This window comes from Flavobacterium piscis, assembly GCF_001686925.1.
Lineage (GTDB): Bacteria > Bacteroidota > Bacteroidia > Flavobacteriales > Flavobacteriaceae > Flavobacterium > Flavobacterium piscis.
The window spans coordinates 122,022-135,428 of the sequence record NZ_LVEN01000002.1 but is presented as its reverse complement, the minus strand read 5'-3'; the positions used below and the strand labels follow the sequence as shown (position 1 = coordinate 135,428).

At 33.6% G+C, this 13,407-nt stretch carries 13 protein-coding genes; 5 read left to right on the top strand and 8 right to left on the bottom strand.

Going from position 1 to position 13,407, the window contains the following annotated elements; genetic code table 11:
* Positions 1-117: 117 nt before the first annotated feature.
* The 4 genes from FLP_RS01840 to FLP_RS01825 all read right to left on the bottom strand — a co-directional run bounded on the left by FLP_RS01840 (position 118) and on the right by FLP_RS01825 (position 3,271).
* Positions 118-1,344, bottom strand: a complete 1,227-nt coding sequence (locus FLP_RS01840; protein ID WP_065447808.1) for a hypothetical protein — start codon at positions 1,342-1,344, stop codon at positions 118-120.
* Between the two features lie 111 nt (positions 1,345-1,455).
* Positions 1,456-2,178, bottom strand: coding sequence for an iron-sulfur cluster repair di-iron protein (gene ric / locus FLP_RS01835; RefSeq protein WP_065447807.1), 723 nt, complete (start codon positions 2,176-2,178; stop codon positions 1,456-1,458).
* Between the two features lie 108 nt (positions 2,179-2,286).
* On the bottom strand, positions 2,287-2,805 hold the full coding sequence (azu, locus tag FLP_RS01830) for an azurin (RefSeq protein WP_065447806.1): 519 nt from the start codon (positions 2,803-2,805) through the stop codon (positions 2,287-2,289).
* A gap of 19 nt (positions 2,806-2,824) precedes the next feature.
* Complete coding sequence (locus FLP_RS01825; protein WP_065447805.1) at positions 2,825-3,271, bottom strand: RrF2 family transcriptional regulator; 447 nt, start codon at positions 3,269-3,271, stop codon at positions 2,825-2,827.
* A 202-nt stretch (positions 3,272-3,473) separates the two neighbouring features.
* Between FLP_RS01825 and FLP_RS01820 the strand changes: the two genes are divergently transcribed.
* The gene (locus tag FLP_RS01820) at positions 3,474-4,256 is read left to right on the top strand and encodes an NYN domain-containing protein (RefSeq protein WP_065447804.1); all 783 of its coding nucleotides are present in this window, start codon (positions 3,474-3,476) and stop codon (positions 4,254-4,256) included.
* Positions 4,257-4,288: 32 nt separating this feature from the next.
* Entirely contained in the window at positions 4,289-5,800 is a 1,512-nt protein-coding gene (locus tag FLP_RS01815) for an FMN-binding glutamate synthase family protein (protein ID WP_065447803.1), read from the top strand.
* A gap of 58 nt (positions 5,801-5,858) precedes the next feature.
* Here the strand turns inward: FLP_RS01815 and FLP_RS01810 are convergent, their stop codons facing one another.
* From FLP_RS01810 to FLP_RS01800, 3 genes are all read right to left on the bottom strand, one after another.
* Positions 5,859-6,293: a hypothetical protein gene (locus FLP_RS01810; RefSeq protein WP_065447802.1), complete on the bottom strand. Its 435-nt coding sequence runs from the start codon at positions 6,291-6,293 to the stop codon at positions 5,859-5,861.
* Between the two features lie 237 nt (positions 6,294-6,530).
* A complete protein-coding gene (locus FLP_RS01805) occupies positions 6,531-6,935 on the bottom strand; it encodes a hypothetical protein (RefSeq protein ID WP_065447801.1) in 405 nt (134 codons plus the stop codon).
* 4 nt (positions 6,936-6,939) lie between these two features.
* Positions 6,940-8,121 carry a glycoside hydrolase family 88 protein gene (locus FLP_RS01800; RefSeq protein ID WP_065447800.1) on the bottom strand — a complete coding sequence of 394 codons (1,182 nt, stop codon included), beginning with the start codon at positions 8,119-8,121 and terminating at the stop codon, positions 6,940-6,942.
* 317 nt (positions 8,122-8,438) lie between these two features.
* On the opposite strand from FLP_RS01800, the gene FLP_RS01795 reads away from it, so the two are divergent.
* The gene (locus tag FLP_RS01795) at positions 8,439-8,810 is read left to right on the top strand and encodes a ribosomal maturation YjgA family protein (RefSeq protein WP_065447799.1); all 372 of its coding nucleotides are present in this window, start codon (positions 8,439-8,441) and stop codon (positions 8,808-8,810) included.
* Here the strand turns inward: FLP_RS01795 and FLP_RS01790 are convergent.
* Entirely contained in the window at positions 8,807-10,585 is a 1,779-nt protein-coding gene (locus tag FLP_RS01790) for an ABC transporter ATP-binding protein (protein ID WP_065447798.1), read from the bottom strand. The two genes, FLP_RS01795 and FLP_RS01790, sit on opposite strands and share 4 nt — an antisense overlap.
* 91 nt (positions 10,586-10,676) lie before the next feature.
* Between FLP_RS01790 and FLP_RS01785 the strand changes: the two genes are divergently transcribed.
* Both FLP_RS01785 and FLP_RS01780 read left to right on the top strand, forming a co-directional pair.
* Positions 10,677-11,255: a non-canonical purine NTP diphosphatase gene (locus FLP_RS01785; RefSeq protein ID WP_065447797.1), complete on the top strand. Its 579-nt coding sequence runs from the start codon at positions 10,677-10,679 to the stop codon at positions 11,253-11,255.
* Positions 11,256-11,459: 204 nt separating this feature from the next.
* On the top strand, positions 11,460-13,388 hold the full coding sequence (locus FLP_RS01780) for a DEAD/DEAH box helicase (protein ID WP_065447796.1): 1,929 nt from the start codon (positions 11,460-11,462) through the stop codon (positions 13,386-13,388).
* Positions 13,389-13,407: the final 19 nt, after the last annotated feature.

The following is a 13,407-nucleotide window of genomic DNA, read 5'->3' as shown; positions in this document are numbered from 1 at the left end:
AATTGATTTTAATCAAATATTATTTAGCAACAATTAACAACAACCATAAACTAAAAATTACGCATTTAAATAGATTGATTCATTAGTAAGAATAAGGGTGATTTTAATTAATCGCCCTTATTTTTTTATTTTAAGTTCTGATATAATCATCAAAATCAAACCTGCAACAATCAATACACTGGTTACAAAAATAGCTTCATAATACCATGACAATACTCCTTTATTAAAATAAAAAAGCGCTCCCTGAACAAACAATAATATCTCTGTAAAAATATAGCCCAAAACAAAACATTTTACTCCTGACCGAATTAAAGTCGAATTACCTGAAAGTAATTTATTCTGAAATAAAATTCCAAACAAAAATCCAGTAATAATTCCTAAAGTAGTCAAATGAATAAAACCAATTACAAGTCCTCTAATTTGGTGCGAAGATGAAGCTATATCAGGAACAAGAAGCATTAACTGAAAAATAATTTTAAGAAATAAGGAACAAATCGCTAAACTATATACCATTTTTGCCGTACCACTCAAAGCAGCTTTAAAACCAAAAACTTGCGGCTTTAGCATTTTATAAAAATACAAAAAAGCAAAAAGCTGTAACACTACACCAATACCATTACTATAACCTATTAAACTATTCCTTACATACCAACTTACCGGAAATGCAACGGTTGCAATTGTTGAGACGATAAGCAAAATAAAAAACACTTTAAAATGACTTTTTTCTACTTCATTTTTAAATTGTTTTAAAAACAGAGCCAAAACAGCAAATAGAAACCATCCGTTGAATTGAAAGTGAAGAAAAAACTGAATTGCAATTTGATAAAAAACGCTCTGTTTACCCACTAAACTTATTATTGGCCCTAAACACCAAATTCCGATAGTAGAAAATATCATGAACAAAATGGCTGCTAATAATATCTTTTTGTTCATTCTTTTGCCTTTACAGCAATCCCGCCATACCAGCCAACAAAAAATATAACTTAATAAAATATGCAATGTCGAAAACAGGATAGAAAACAAGGCATATCCCTGAACAGGAAAAGCAATCATCATACCTATTACCGAAAATTCAGTAAGCCAAAATAATTGATTGTAAATTGGTTTAATGCTCTTATGTTTTGGAATAAAAAAGTAAACGATTAAAACATAAATCATCAAATAAGTCCACCCTAACATAGCGACATGAGAATGAGCGTGTAGCAAAAAACTGTAGTTGACACTTGCTACAGGAAATAAGTAAAGAAAACGCATCAACAACCCCATAAGTGAGGCTATCAGAAAATTAAAAAAACAAACTATTATCCAGCTTTTTAGCACGCTTATTTTAGTTGGGTATTTCATTTTTTAACAAGATTAAAAATATTTCAGAAAAGCTTAAATCGCTTTTAAGCACTAAAAATGCACCGAAAGAATATAATAATCTTTAAGTGCATTTTTAGTAAAAAAACTATTTTAAGAAAATTCTTTTTCTAAAATTATAGCTTTAGGAAACAATATATTATTTTCTAAATGAATATGGGTATGCAGATTTTCTTCAAATTCTCTTAACATTGCGAATGTTACCTTATAAGTCGTACATCCATCGCTTGGTGCAGTGTAATTATTCGTTAGATTAGAAATTTCATTAAATCGTTCGCCCTCTACCTCATGCTCATGTATCATCGTGGCAATTGGGTTAGCCACTGATCCAAAGGCTGGCTTATTTACGGCTTCTCCTCTGCCTATAGCTTTTACCATGTCCTTTATGAAGGGAAACAAAATAAATTCTTCTTTTTTCATGTGTTGTGATAATTCATTAACACACTGAATAAACAAGTCATTTATCTTAAATAATTCCTGATGTCTGCCTCCATGAACATTACAAAGTTTACTTAAAAATTGTATTATAATAACCGATTTATCTACCACATAACGATGATGCGTTTTTTCGATATAATCTGCCAGTAAATCCAAAGGCCACGAGTTAAAATCGATAGTATTTGAATCTTCAGCAAGTAAAACTTCGTTGATTTTTTTAAGCAAAACTCTTGTATCTATATTTTGTTTTAGGCAAACTTCATTAATTGTCTTCTGTCCTTTACAACAAAAATCAATTTTGTATTTTGAAAATACCGCTGCTGTTCTAAAGTCCTCTGTAACAAAAGCTGCAACTGTTTTATCTCTTAAATTTTCCATAATTATTATTTTATATTGGTATGTAGTTAATTTTAAATAAAAGACAAATTAATCTTTTATTAGTTTAAGAAAAAACCCTAACCCAAAATGCGGATTAGAGTCCTTTATTTATTCAACAATTAAAACACCTTTCATCATAGCATAATGCCCGGGAAATGAGCATAAAAAATTATATGTTCCTTTTTTATCTATCGTAAATTCAATTGTATCCTGTTCTCCTCCGCCCAGTAATTTTGTATGCGCAATAATCGAAGCTTTTTCTGAATCAGGGATATAATCCGTTTCCTGAGCTGCTGCTGCTTTAACAGCAAAACCCGCTTCATTAATACCTTCCTTTAAGATCACCACATTATGACCCATTGCCTGTTTAGGTATTTTGCCGGTATGCTTTAAAGTTAAAGTGATTGGTTTTCCGGCTTGAGCTCTTAGCTCATTGGTACTAAACTGCATTTCATCGTTTCCTGTAATAACTAAAACATTACTGACTGCTGCAGGATGCCCCTCATCAGTTATAGTTTTGTTGATTTCTGTTGATTCATCAGTGGGTGCAGTCTCTTTTTTTCCGCAAGAAGTAATTGCCAGGCACCCCAATAGCATTACAATCGAAATTTTAATTTTTTTATTCATCTCTATTTATTTTTTTATATTATTCTCTGTCATTTATCCTAAGAAAAAAATCGCCCGTTTTAACTCCTGAAGCAAGCTGTTCTAATGTGGTATTGGTAAGCATTTCTAAAAGTAGTTCGCGTACTTTTTTAAACTCTTTATGCACTGGACACGGTTTTGTTTCAGAACATTCTTTTAAACCTATACCACAACCTTTATATATCGTATCGCCATCTATCGCATCAACAATCTGAATAAGTTTTATCGATTTTAAAGCACTACCAGAAACTTCAAATCCACCTCCTACTCCTTTTGACGATTCTATGATTCCGCTTTTGGTCAGAATCTGCATTATTTTGGCTGTAAAAGGCTCCGGCGAATCAATTTCTTTGGCAACATCTTTTATTCCAACCCTGATTCCTTTTGAGGATTTAGTGGCAATAAATATTGAAGCTCTGATTCCGTACTCACAGGCTTTTGAAAACATAGGCAAATTTGTTGATTGACTACAAATATATCGAAATTCAACACAAAAGACAAGTTTATCCTTAATAGTTTTCGTTATAATAATCTCTTATTTATAACCAAAATAATTAATATGAAACAAAACACTTATTCAGGACCAAATTCTAATAAAAACCAATTTTAGTTTTACCTTTGGAAGTACTAATTTTTCTAACAACTAAAAAATGGCTTTAAGCAACTCCAAAGATCTCAAATTAGCCGTTCTTATTGATGCCGATAATGTGCCTTATAGCAATGTAAAAGGCATGATGGAAGAAATAACAAAATTTGGCACACCAACCACAAAACGTATTTATGCAGACTGGACCAAACCAAACTCGAATGGATGGAAAGCTGTTTTATTAGAACACGCCATTACCCCAATCCAGCAATATAGTTATACTGTAGGTAAAAATTCATCAGATTCTGCTTTGATTATAGATGCTATGGATTTACTATATTCAGGAAAACTAGATGGTTTTTGTATTGTTTCGAGCGATAGCGATTTTACCCGTTTGGCCATAAGATTAAGGGAATCCGGAATGAAAGTAATTGGTATTGGAGAAAAAAAGACTCCGAATTCTTTTATTGTTGCCTGCGACCGATTTATTTATATCGAGGTTCTTGACGGCGCAATCCAGAAGAAAAAACCAAAAACAACTGCTGCTGCCGATGCTAAAAAACCGGTAGAAAAACCTGCTGAAAAAGCATTACATAAAATTGACGCTCCCACTATTGAACTTATCGAAGCTACGATCGAAGATATTGAGGATGATGACGGTTGGGCATTTTTAGGAGATGTTGGAAACCTGATCGTTAAGAAAAAACCCGAATTCGACCCAAGAAATTATGGCTTTTCTAAACTTACGCCAATGTTAAAATCGCTTACTGATATTCTTGAAATTGATGAAAGAGAATCAGACAAAAAAGGCATTAAACACGTTTATGTACGCCTGCGATTCAATTAATTATTAAACTTTTCCTTTTAAATTTTACAAACATGAGAAAAAAATTCTTCATCTACGGATTCTTATTGTTTATAATTGTTGTTACAATTTATTTTTATACCAAGCGCGGTTTTTTACTCGTAATTATCATTCCGATATTACTGGTTGTTGGTGTTTATAATACCCTTCAAAAAAAGCATGCCATTTTAAGAAACTTTCCTGTTTTAGGTTATTTCAGGTATTTATTTGAAATGATTGCACCTGAAATTCAGCAATATTTTATCGAAAGATCTACTGACGGAAAACCTTTTTCAAGAAACCAGCGTTCTTTGGTATACCAAAGGGCCAAAAATATCGATTCAAATACACCTTTTGGAACACAGCAAAATCTAAATCATGATAGCTATGAGGGAATAAAACATTCCATTTTTCCGGCAAAAGTAAACGAAGAATTACCTCGTGTATTGGTTGGAGGGAAAGATTGCAAACAACCTTATTTAGCTTCTTTATTTAATGTTTCGGCTATGAGTTTTGGTTCATTGAGCGAAAATGCAGTTCGCGCCATTAATATTGGTGCAAAAAAAGGAAACTTTTATCAAAATACCGGAGAAGGCGGTCTGACAGATTATCACCTTGAAGGCGGCGGAGACATTACCTGGCAAATTGGTACAGGGTATTTTGGATGCCGTGATGCTGCGGGGAATTTTAGTCCTGAAAAATTTTCAGAAAAAGCCAATCTTCCAAACGTGAAAATGATCGAAATTAAGCTTTCACAAGGAGCAAAACCAGGTCACGGAGGTGTACTTCCGGCCGCTAAAAACACTGAACAAATTGCTAAAATAAGAGGAGTTGAACCCCACACTATGATTCTTTCGCCTCCTGGTCATCATGCTTTTTCAGACGTAAAAGGACTTATTCATTTTGTAGCACAACTGCGTGAATTATCAAACGGAAAACCTATTGGCTTTAAATTATGCATAGGAAATACTGCTGAATTTGAAGCGATTTGCCACGAAATGATTGCCGAAGATACTTACCCTGACTTTATCACTATTGATGGTGCCGAAGGCGGAACCGGAGCTGCTCCGTTAGAATTTTCTGATGGTGTTGGAATGCCTTTTGAACCTGCTTTAATATTTGTAAATAAAACTTTGATAGGCTTAAATATTCGTGATAAAATTCGAATTATTGGCAGCGGAAAAATCATTTCAGGTTATTCTATTTTACACGCCATTGCACTAGGCGCAGATATGTGTAATAGCGCACGCGGATTTATGTTCTCCTTAGGCTGTATCCAGGCATTACGCTGTCATAATAACGAATGTCCTACCGGAGTTGCTACGCAAAATAAAATGTTGATGAAAGGTTTAGTGGTAACCGATAAATCAGATCGTGTATATCACTTTCATAAAAATACCTTACATGCTGCCAACGAACTTTTAGCGGCAGCCGGCAAGAAAAGTTTTGCTGATGTTGATAGTAATATCTTCATGCGCGGTGATGAGTTTGGCCATTTATCCGATTCTTATTTCCCTGATATTTTAACCAATGTTACTAAACGATAAAAAAATGAAGCCTCTTTAAAATCTTAAAGAGGCTTTATTTTTTATTATTTTCTTAAAACTAAAGTTTTGCAGTTACCTTTTCTTTAGCATCAGCTGCATTTTCTAAAACTGCTAATTCTTCTTTATCCACAACTCGTTGCGCCAGAATCGCATTATTATAAGCTAAAAAGTATATATCGAATTTTACTCCTTCTTCGATTAACTCTTTTGAAATTTGATCATTTTTGATCATTTCTTTCAGCAAATCAGGAAACGACTCTTTGTAAGTCAATTTATTGGTGTCGTTTTCTTCTAAATTGGTTTCAATTCTAATTTCAATTTTATTGTCATTCAAAAATGCTTTTGCCGTTGTACTGGTAATGCCACTACCTTTTATTGACGACGAATTATTATAAGTACTAACATGTTCCTGAATTTTTTGTTTGGTATTTTTACAACTTACCAACACTAACATAATCATAACAGCAAATGCGATTTGGGTAATTTTTTTCATAAATTTTTAGGTTTTAGGTTATTTTTTAACTCAAACATAATGAACTTTTCAAACAAAAACAACATCATGCCACAAAAATAAATCATGTAATCATTTGACTACAAATAAATTAACCTAAAATAAACAGTTTTTACAACAAAATCGAAACCTCAATTTATCAATTTACTATTAAAAACAAATAAAAAGCCACTTTAAAAATAATTAAAGTGGCTTTTTTCACAATATAAAATTTAATTATTACTGTAATAATTCCGGTAGAGATTCTTTGTTTATGATCTGTTTTACAAGAACAGTATTATCATCGGCTAAAAAATAAGCATCAAACTGAATCCCTTCTTCAACAAGTTCTTTAGGTATTTGGTTTTTATTGATCATTTCTTTCAACAACTTAGGAAAAGATGTGTTTGCTCTTACTTTGTTCGTTTCATTTTGCTCTAAATTAGTCTCAAAACGCAATTCAATTTTATCATCATTTATGTATCCTCTGGCGGTTGTAAGCGTAATATCTTCAGCCTTAAAACTTGCCGCCGTACTATTATAAGTCGTGACATATTCCTGCAGTTGTTGTTTTGCATTTTTACAGCTTACCAATATTATAACAAGGGCAATCGTAAACGAGATTTGGATAATTCTTTTCATCATAACACTAGTTTTTTAGTTTTTGAAGTCTTAAAAGTGCTTCAAGATAATAATAATCTGCATAATTTATCGAACAATCTATTTCACTTCCTGCAGGTTTATGCCCTGTAGAATGAAGCAAAAACGCTGAATTTGCATCATGACTTTGATAATGATCTGAAAGTTCAACTATCATTTTTTTAGACTTTGTTAAGTATTCTTTTTTAAGCGATGCCTCCTTTGTATACGAACTTAGCTCAATTAGTGCCGAAGAAACAATCGCAGCTGCCGAAGCATCTCTCGGCTCATTTGGGATTCCGGGAGCATTAAAATCCCAGTACGGAATTAAATCTTCAGTCGTCAATCTGTCTAAATAGACACGTGCTATTTTATGCGCAAAATCTAAAAACTTAGGGTCTTTTGTTTCCCTGTAAACCATTGTAAAACCATAAATAGCCCATGCCTGACCCCTCGCCCACATACTATCATCGCTATAACCTTGAGCCGTTCTGCCTTTTATTTTTTTACCGGTTTCATAATCGTAAATAATAACATGATATGAGGTGTAATCTGGTCTAAAATGATTGTTCATCGTAGTTTCGGCATGTTTCACCGCGATGTCATACAACTTTTTACTTCCTCCATTTTTAGAAGCCCAAAAAAGCAATTCTAAATTCATCATATTATCTATAATCGTATTATGACCGCCCATTTTATTGTGTGGCCAAGATTGGATTGTTCCTACTTTTGGATTAAAAAGTGTTGCTAAAGTATCAGCCGTTTTCAGGATAATATCTTTATATTCTTTGTTTTTAGTTAAACGATAACCGTTTCCGAAACTATTAAAAATCTGAAATCCCAAATCATGATCTGCAGCTTTGCTAACTGACAAAGGCTTTAAAAACTGACTGAACTTATCCGCTTCTTTTTCCCATTTTTTATTTCCGGTTGCTTGGTACAAATACCATAATTCACCTGGCCAGAATCCGCTTGTCCAGTCTTTGTAATTAACAAATTTCCAATCCTTGCTTCCATTAGGAACCGTTCTGGGAGAAGTTCCGTCATCGGGAATTACTTTTAAAGTCTTCGAAGCTTGTTCTGCACAATATTCAAGCTGTTTTTTTACATTAAATGAGTTGCTTTTTTGGGAGTAGCCATTACTTGTAAATAAAAACAAGGTCAAAACCAAAACTGTAAATCTTGTATTCATGTGGTTATTTAATTAGATAGAAAAAATTATTACGCTTTTTTTGTAATCGATAAATTTATAAAATAAAGCAGACTTATTTAAGTGTTTGTATTTTTCGTTCCCTAAAAATGTACTGTGTGAGACTTTTTTCTTAGTTGCTCTTTGTCAAAGCTTGGAACTTTGACAAAGATTTCTAGATTTCCAAAACATAAACACATTAAATCAAATAGTTCCTCTTCTCTTTTCTCTTTGTCAAAGTTCAAAACTTTGACAAAGAGAAATCAAGAGTCTCTACAAATAAAAGATTTAATCTAAATTTGCTCTAAACGTAACTGCACTTGAAAAGAAAACGACTCTATTATTTCATCATTCTCTTATTGATTATTTTTCTTGGAATCTTCTCCAGAGAATTTGATGAAATACCATTATGTACAGGAGATTTTCTTTATGCTGTGATGATGTACGTCTTCATTAAAATACTATTGATCGAAAAAAAAGCGACTCAAATCCTGATTTTTTCTTTGTTGATTTGCTATTCAATTGAGTTTTTTCAACTCTATCAAGCTGATTGGATCAATGCGCTTAGACAAACTTTATTTGGAAGATATGTTCTTGGTCAAGGTTTTTTATGGAGTGATATTATGGCGTATACTTTTGGTGGTTTTACAGCTTTTTTAATTGACAGACTCTTTTTACGAAACAAACTTTAATCAAGCGTTTGTGTAATTTTATCAATATTCAAACTATTTGCCATTGCCGTAAATATTTGATAATACACTGATTTATTATCATACAAATCGTCATGAGTTCCTTTTTCGACACATCTTCCTTGTTCTAAGACAATGATGTTTGCCGCATCGATAATTTGAGAAATACTGTGCGAAATAATAATTACGGTTCTGTCTTTTTTGATAGCATCCAAAGATTTTTTTATTTGTTCTGTGGCAATTGCATCCAAACTTGCTGTTGGTTCGTCTAAGAAAATAATTGGCGGATTTTTTAAAAACAAACGTGCAATTGCAATTCGCTGTTGCTGTCCTCCCGAAAGTAAATGTGCATCAGAGTCATAGCCTTTTGGCAATTTCATCACCTGTTCGTGAATATAAGCTTGTTGGGCAGCCTCGATAATTTCAGATTTAGTGGCATTGGGTTTTCCGTATAAGATGTTCTCTGCAATTGTACCTTTAAAAATGTGGTTCTTCTGTAATACCAATCCAATATTTTTACGAAGAAAGTCAGTATTGTAATCATTTAAATCTACTCCGTCCAGATAAATTTTTCCGCTTGACGGTAAATAAAACTTATCTAGTAAATTGATAATAGTGCTTTTTCCGGCACCGCTTAACCCCACCAAAGCAGTTGTTTCATTTGGTTTTATTGTAAAATTAATATCCCAAAGGGCTTTTGTACCATTTGGATACACAAAATCTACATTTTTAACTTCTATAAGTCCTACTATTTTATCCGGAATATAATCGCCGCTGGTTTCCTTTTCATTATCTGATTCTAAAATATCAAAGAAACCCTCAGAATAAATCAAAGCATCATTTACTTCATCATAAATACGATGCAATTGCCTGATTGGCGCAGATACATTATTAAATAACATAATATGAAACATGATTGCACCAATTGTCATGGTGTTGTTGAGCACAAAATAAGCTGTTAGAATAATGATAATCACGACTCCTATTTGCTCTACAAAACCTTTTACGCTTTCAAAAATAAAACTGGTTTTTCTGGTTTCAAGCTGATTCTCGGTCATTTCGAACTGAATATCTTTATGTCGGTTGGCTTCCATTGGTTCCCGTACAAACGATTTTATAACCGTTATAGACTCGATTAAACTAATAATTCCGTTGTTCTTAGTCTCACGATAATTACGCATTCTTCGTCTAAAACCACTTAGTTTAGTAGCTTGCAGCTGACTGATATAAAAATAAATGGGAATAATACACAAACTCACCAAACCTACATATACATTGGCATAAAACATTATCGCCAAAGCAACAAAAGCATTAGCAAATAAAGGCATAATATCAATAAAAAAATTCTGGACCAATCGTGTTAAACTGCTAATTCCGAGGTCGATTCTGGTTTGAAGTTTGCCGCTTTCATTTTCATTAGAAGTATAAAACTCCATTCGATAACTCAGGATCTTTTCTACGATTGCCTGAGATATGTCACGCGTTATAAAGATGCGCAGTTTTTCGCCATAAAATTTCTGACCAAATTGCACCACAGAATAAATCAATTCTTTCGAAAGTAAAACGATACTTATAATACCTAATAAATGAAACCCTTTCGACAAAGGTTCGTGCGCCACCATCAGATCACTTATAGAATCTACCGTGTACTTTAATATTAATGCATTTACCTGAGCAGCAAACGATCCTAAAAAAGTAAGCAGTAAAGTAGCTATAACCATCTTTTTGTAAGGCTTAACAAAAGGGGTTATTTTTTTATATAATAATGATATCTGCATTTATTTTTATTTCATGTCGTCTATCAAATATAAGAATTCTAAATTTGTGTTTTGGAATTACTCCTAATAATCACCCTCAAAATACATCGCTATGCAATTGGTTTTCGCTTCAAACAATCTCAATAAAATCAAAGAAATTCAAAGTATCCTAAAAGGATCTATTCAATTATTAAGTTTAGAGGAAATTGGCTGTCACGAGGAAATTCCTGAAACTGCCGAGACAATCGAAGGAAACGCTATTTTGAAAGCAAACTACGTTACTGAAAAATACGGTTATGATTGTTTTGCCGATGATACGGGTTTAGAAGTTACGGTTTTAAACGGAGAACCTGGCGTTTATTCGGCGCGATATGCAGGCGAACAACGCAATGCCGATGATAATATGAACAAACTTCTGGAAGCTTTGCTGGATAAAGAAGACCGAAGCGCTCAGTTTAAGACTGTTATTGCATTAAATATAAAAGGTGAACAGCATTTATTTACCGGAATTGCAAAAGGAAATATTATTCTCGACAAAACTGGAAATCATGGCTTTGGTTATGATCCTATTTTTCAACCTGAAAATTATACTGAGACTTTTGCTGAACTGGCTTCAGAAGTAAAAAATAAAATTAGTCATCGCGCAAAAGCAACTCAGCAACTAATTGATTTTCTGAACACAGCAAAATAATTGTTTAGAATACAACATTTTAAAGCCCAAAATTTATATTTCGCGACGTATTTTTATTGATTTTTTTGGATTGCCAAATAAAAATCATCGTACACTAAACATAACTTTTTGATAATCAAATCATAACAAATACATAATTCTTAAAATAGCATTAGTTTATCTGAATAATTAACAGTAATTTTGCACCCTATTTTAAATACATATATGAATAAATTTGAACAATTAGGATTGAATGAATCGTTACTGAAGGCGATTTTAGATCTAGGATTTGAGAATCCGTCAGAAGTACAGGAAAAAGCGATTCCCCTATTATTGGAAAAAGACACGGATATGGTTGCGTTGGCTCAGACAGGGACAGGGAAAACGGCAGCTTTCGGTTTTCCGCTAATTCAAAAAATTGATGCTGACAACAAAAATACACAAGCATTAGTTTTATCGCCAACACGAGAACTTTGTTTACAGATTACCAACGAACTTAAAAACTACGCAAAATACGAGAAAGGTATTAATGTGGTAGCAGTTTACGGCGGGGCTAGTATTACAGAGCAAGCTAGGGACATTAAAAGAGGAGCACAAATTATTGTGGCTACTCCGGGAAGAATGCAAGACATGATCAACAGAGGTTTGGTTAACATTAAAAATATAGATTACTGTATTCTTGATGAGGCTGATGAGATGTTGAACATGGGATTCTATGAAGACATCGTATCTATTTTATCAGATACTCCAGATCAAAAAAGTACATGGTTGTTCTCTGCAACTATGCCACAAGAGGTTGCCAGAATTGCAAAACAATTCATGAGCGACCCGGTTGAAATTACTGTTGGAGCTAAGAACTCAGGTTCTGCAACAGTTTCTCACGAATTTTACTTAGTAAATGCACGTGACCGTTATGAAGCTTTAAAACGTTTGGCCGATGCAAATCCAGATATTTTTTCTGTGGTTTTCTGTCGTACTAAAAGAGATACACAAGCTGTAGCTGAAAAATTAATTGAAGATGGATACAGCGCTGCTGCATTGCACGGAGATTTATCTCAGGCGCAACGTGATGGTGTAATGAAATCTTTCCGTGGAAGACAAATTCAGATGCTTGTTGCTACTGACGTTGCTGCGCGTGGTATTGACGTTGATAATATTACTCACGTAGTAAATTACCAACTTCCTGACGAGATTGAAACTTACAATCACCGTTCTGGACGTACTGGTAGAGCTGGAAAATTAGGAACTTCTATTGTAATTGTTACAAAAAGTGAGTTGCGTAAAATTTCTTCTATCGAAAGAATCATCAAACAAAAATTTGAAGAAAAAGTAATTCCATCTGGAATCGAAATTTGCGAAATTCAATTGTTGCACTTAGCAACAAAAATTAAAGATACTGAAGTTGATCACGAAATTGACAACTATTTACCAGCAATCAACAATGTTCTTGAAGATTTATCTAAAGAAGAATTGATTAAAAAAATGGTATCTGTAGAATTTAACCGTTTTATTGCTTACTACAAAAAGAACAGAGATATCTCTACTCAATCTGGAGAAAGACGTGAAAGAAGTGATTCTGAGCCAAGAGAATTCAATAATAACGGAGCAGTTCGTTATTTTGTTAACATCGGTTCAAGAGACAACTTCGACTGGATGTCTCTTAAAGATTATCTGAAAGAAACATTAGACTTAGGTCGTGATGACGTTTTCAAAGTAGATGTAAAAGAAGGTTTCTCTTTCTTTAACACTGATCCTGAGCACACTGAAAAAGTAATGGAAGTATTAAACAACGTACAATTAGAAGGACGTCGTATTAATGTTGAAATTTCTAAAAATGATGGTGGCGGAAGACGTGACCATAACGGACGCAGCGGTGGCGGTGGAGGACGTAGTTCTGCTCCAAGACGTGAAGGTTCTGGCGGTGGAAGTTTCGGACCAAGACGTGAAGGTTCTGGTGGCGGAGGTTTCAGAAGCGACAGAAGTTCTGCTCCTAGAGAAGGTGGTTTCAGAAGCGACAGAAACTCATCTGCTCCAAAAAGAGAAGGTGGCTTTAGAAGCTCAGCTCCAAGAAGTGAAGGTAGTTCAGACAGAGCTCCAAGACGTTCTGAAAGCTTTGGTGATGCACCAAGACCAAGAAGACCAAGAAGAGACTAATAAGTCAATATCTTAAATA

Excerpts from the sequence above, each read along its gene's own strand:
- FLP_RS01785 (WP_065447797.1), top strand. The coding sequence starts at position 10,677 with ATGCAATTGGTTTTCGCTTCAAACAATCTCAATAAAATCAAAGAAATT.
- FLP_RS01825 (WP_065447805.1), bottom strand. The coding sequence starts at position 3,271 with ATGTTTTCAAAAGCCTGTGAGTACGGAATCAGAGCTTCAATATTTATT.
- ric (WP_065447807.1), bottom strand. The coding sequence starts at position 2,178 with ATGGAAAATTTAAGAGATAAAACAGTTGCAGCTTTTGTTACAGAGGAC.
- FLP_RS01840 (WP_065447808.1), bottom strand. The coding sequence starts at position 1,344 with ATGAAATACCCAACTAAAATAAGCGTGCTAAAAAGCTGGATAATAGTT.
- FLP_RS01780 (WP_065447796.1), top strand. The coding sequence starts at position 11,460 with ATGAATAAATTTGAACAATTAGGATTGAATGAATCGTTACTGAAGGCG.
- azu (WP_065447806.1), bottom strand. The coding sequence starts at position 2,805 with ATGAATAAAAAAATTAAAATTTCGATTGTAATGCTATTGGGGTGCCTG.
- FLP_RS01820 (WP_065447804.1), top strand. The coding sequence starts at position 3,474 with ATGGCTTTAAGCAACTCCAAAGATCTCAAATTAGCCGTTCTTATTGAT.
- FLP_RS01790 (WP_065447798.1), bottom strand. The coding sequence starts at position 10,585 with ATGCAGATATCATTATTATATAAAAAAATAACCCCTTTTGTTAAGCCT.
- FLP_RS01810 (WP_065447802.1), bottom strand. The coding sequence starts at position 6,293 with ATGAAAAAAATTACCCAAATCGCATTTGCTGTTATGATTATGTTAGTG.
- FLP_RS01815 (WP_065447803.1), top strand. The coding sequence starts at position 4,289 with ATGAGAAAAAAATTCTTCATCTACGGATTCTTATTGTTTATAATTGTT.
- FLP_RS01805 (WP_065447801.1), bottom strand. The coding sequence starts at position 6,935 with ATGATGAAAAGAATTATCCAAATCTCGTTTACGATTGCCCTTGTTATA.
- FLP_RS01800 (WP_065447800.1), bottom strand. The coding sequence starts at position 8,121 with ATGAATACAAGATTTACAGTTTTGGTTTTGACCTTGTTTTTATTTACA.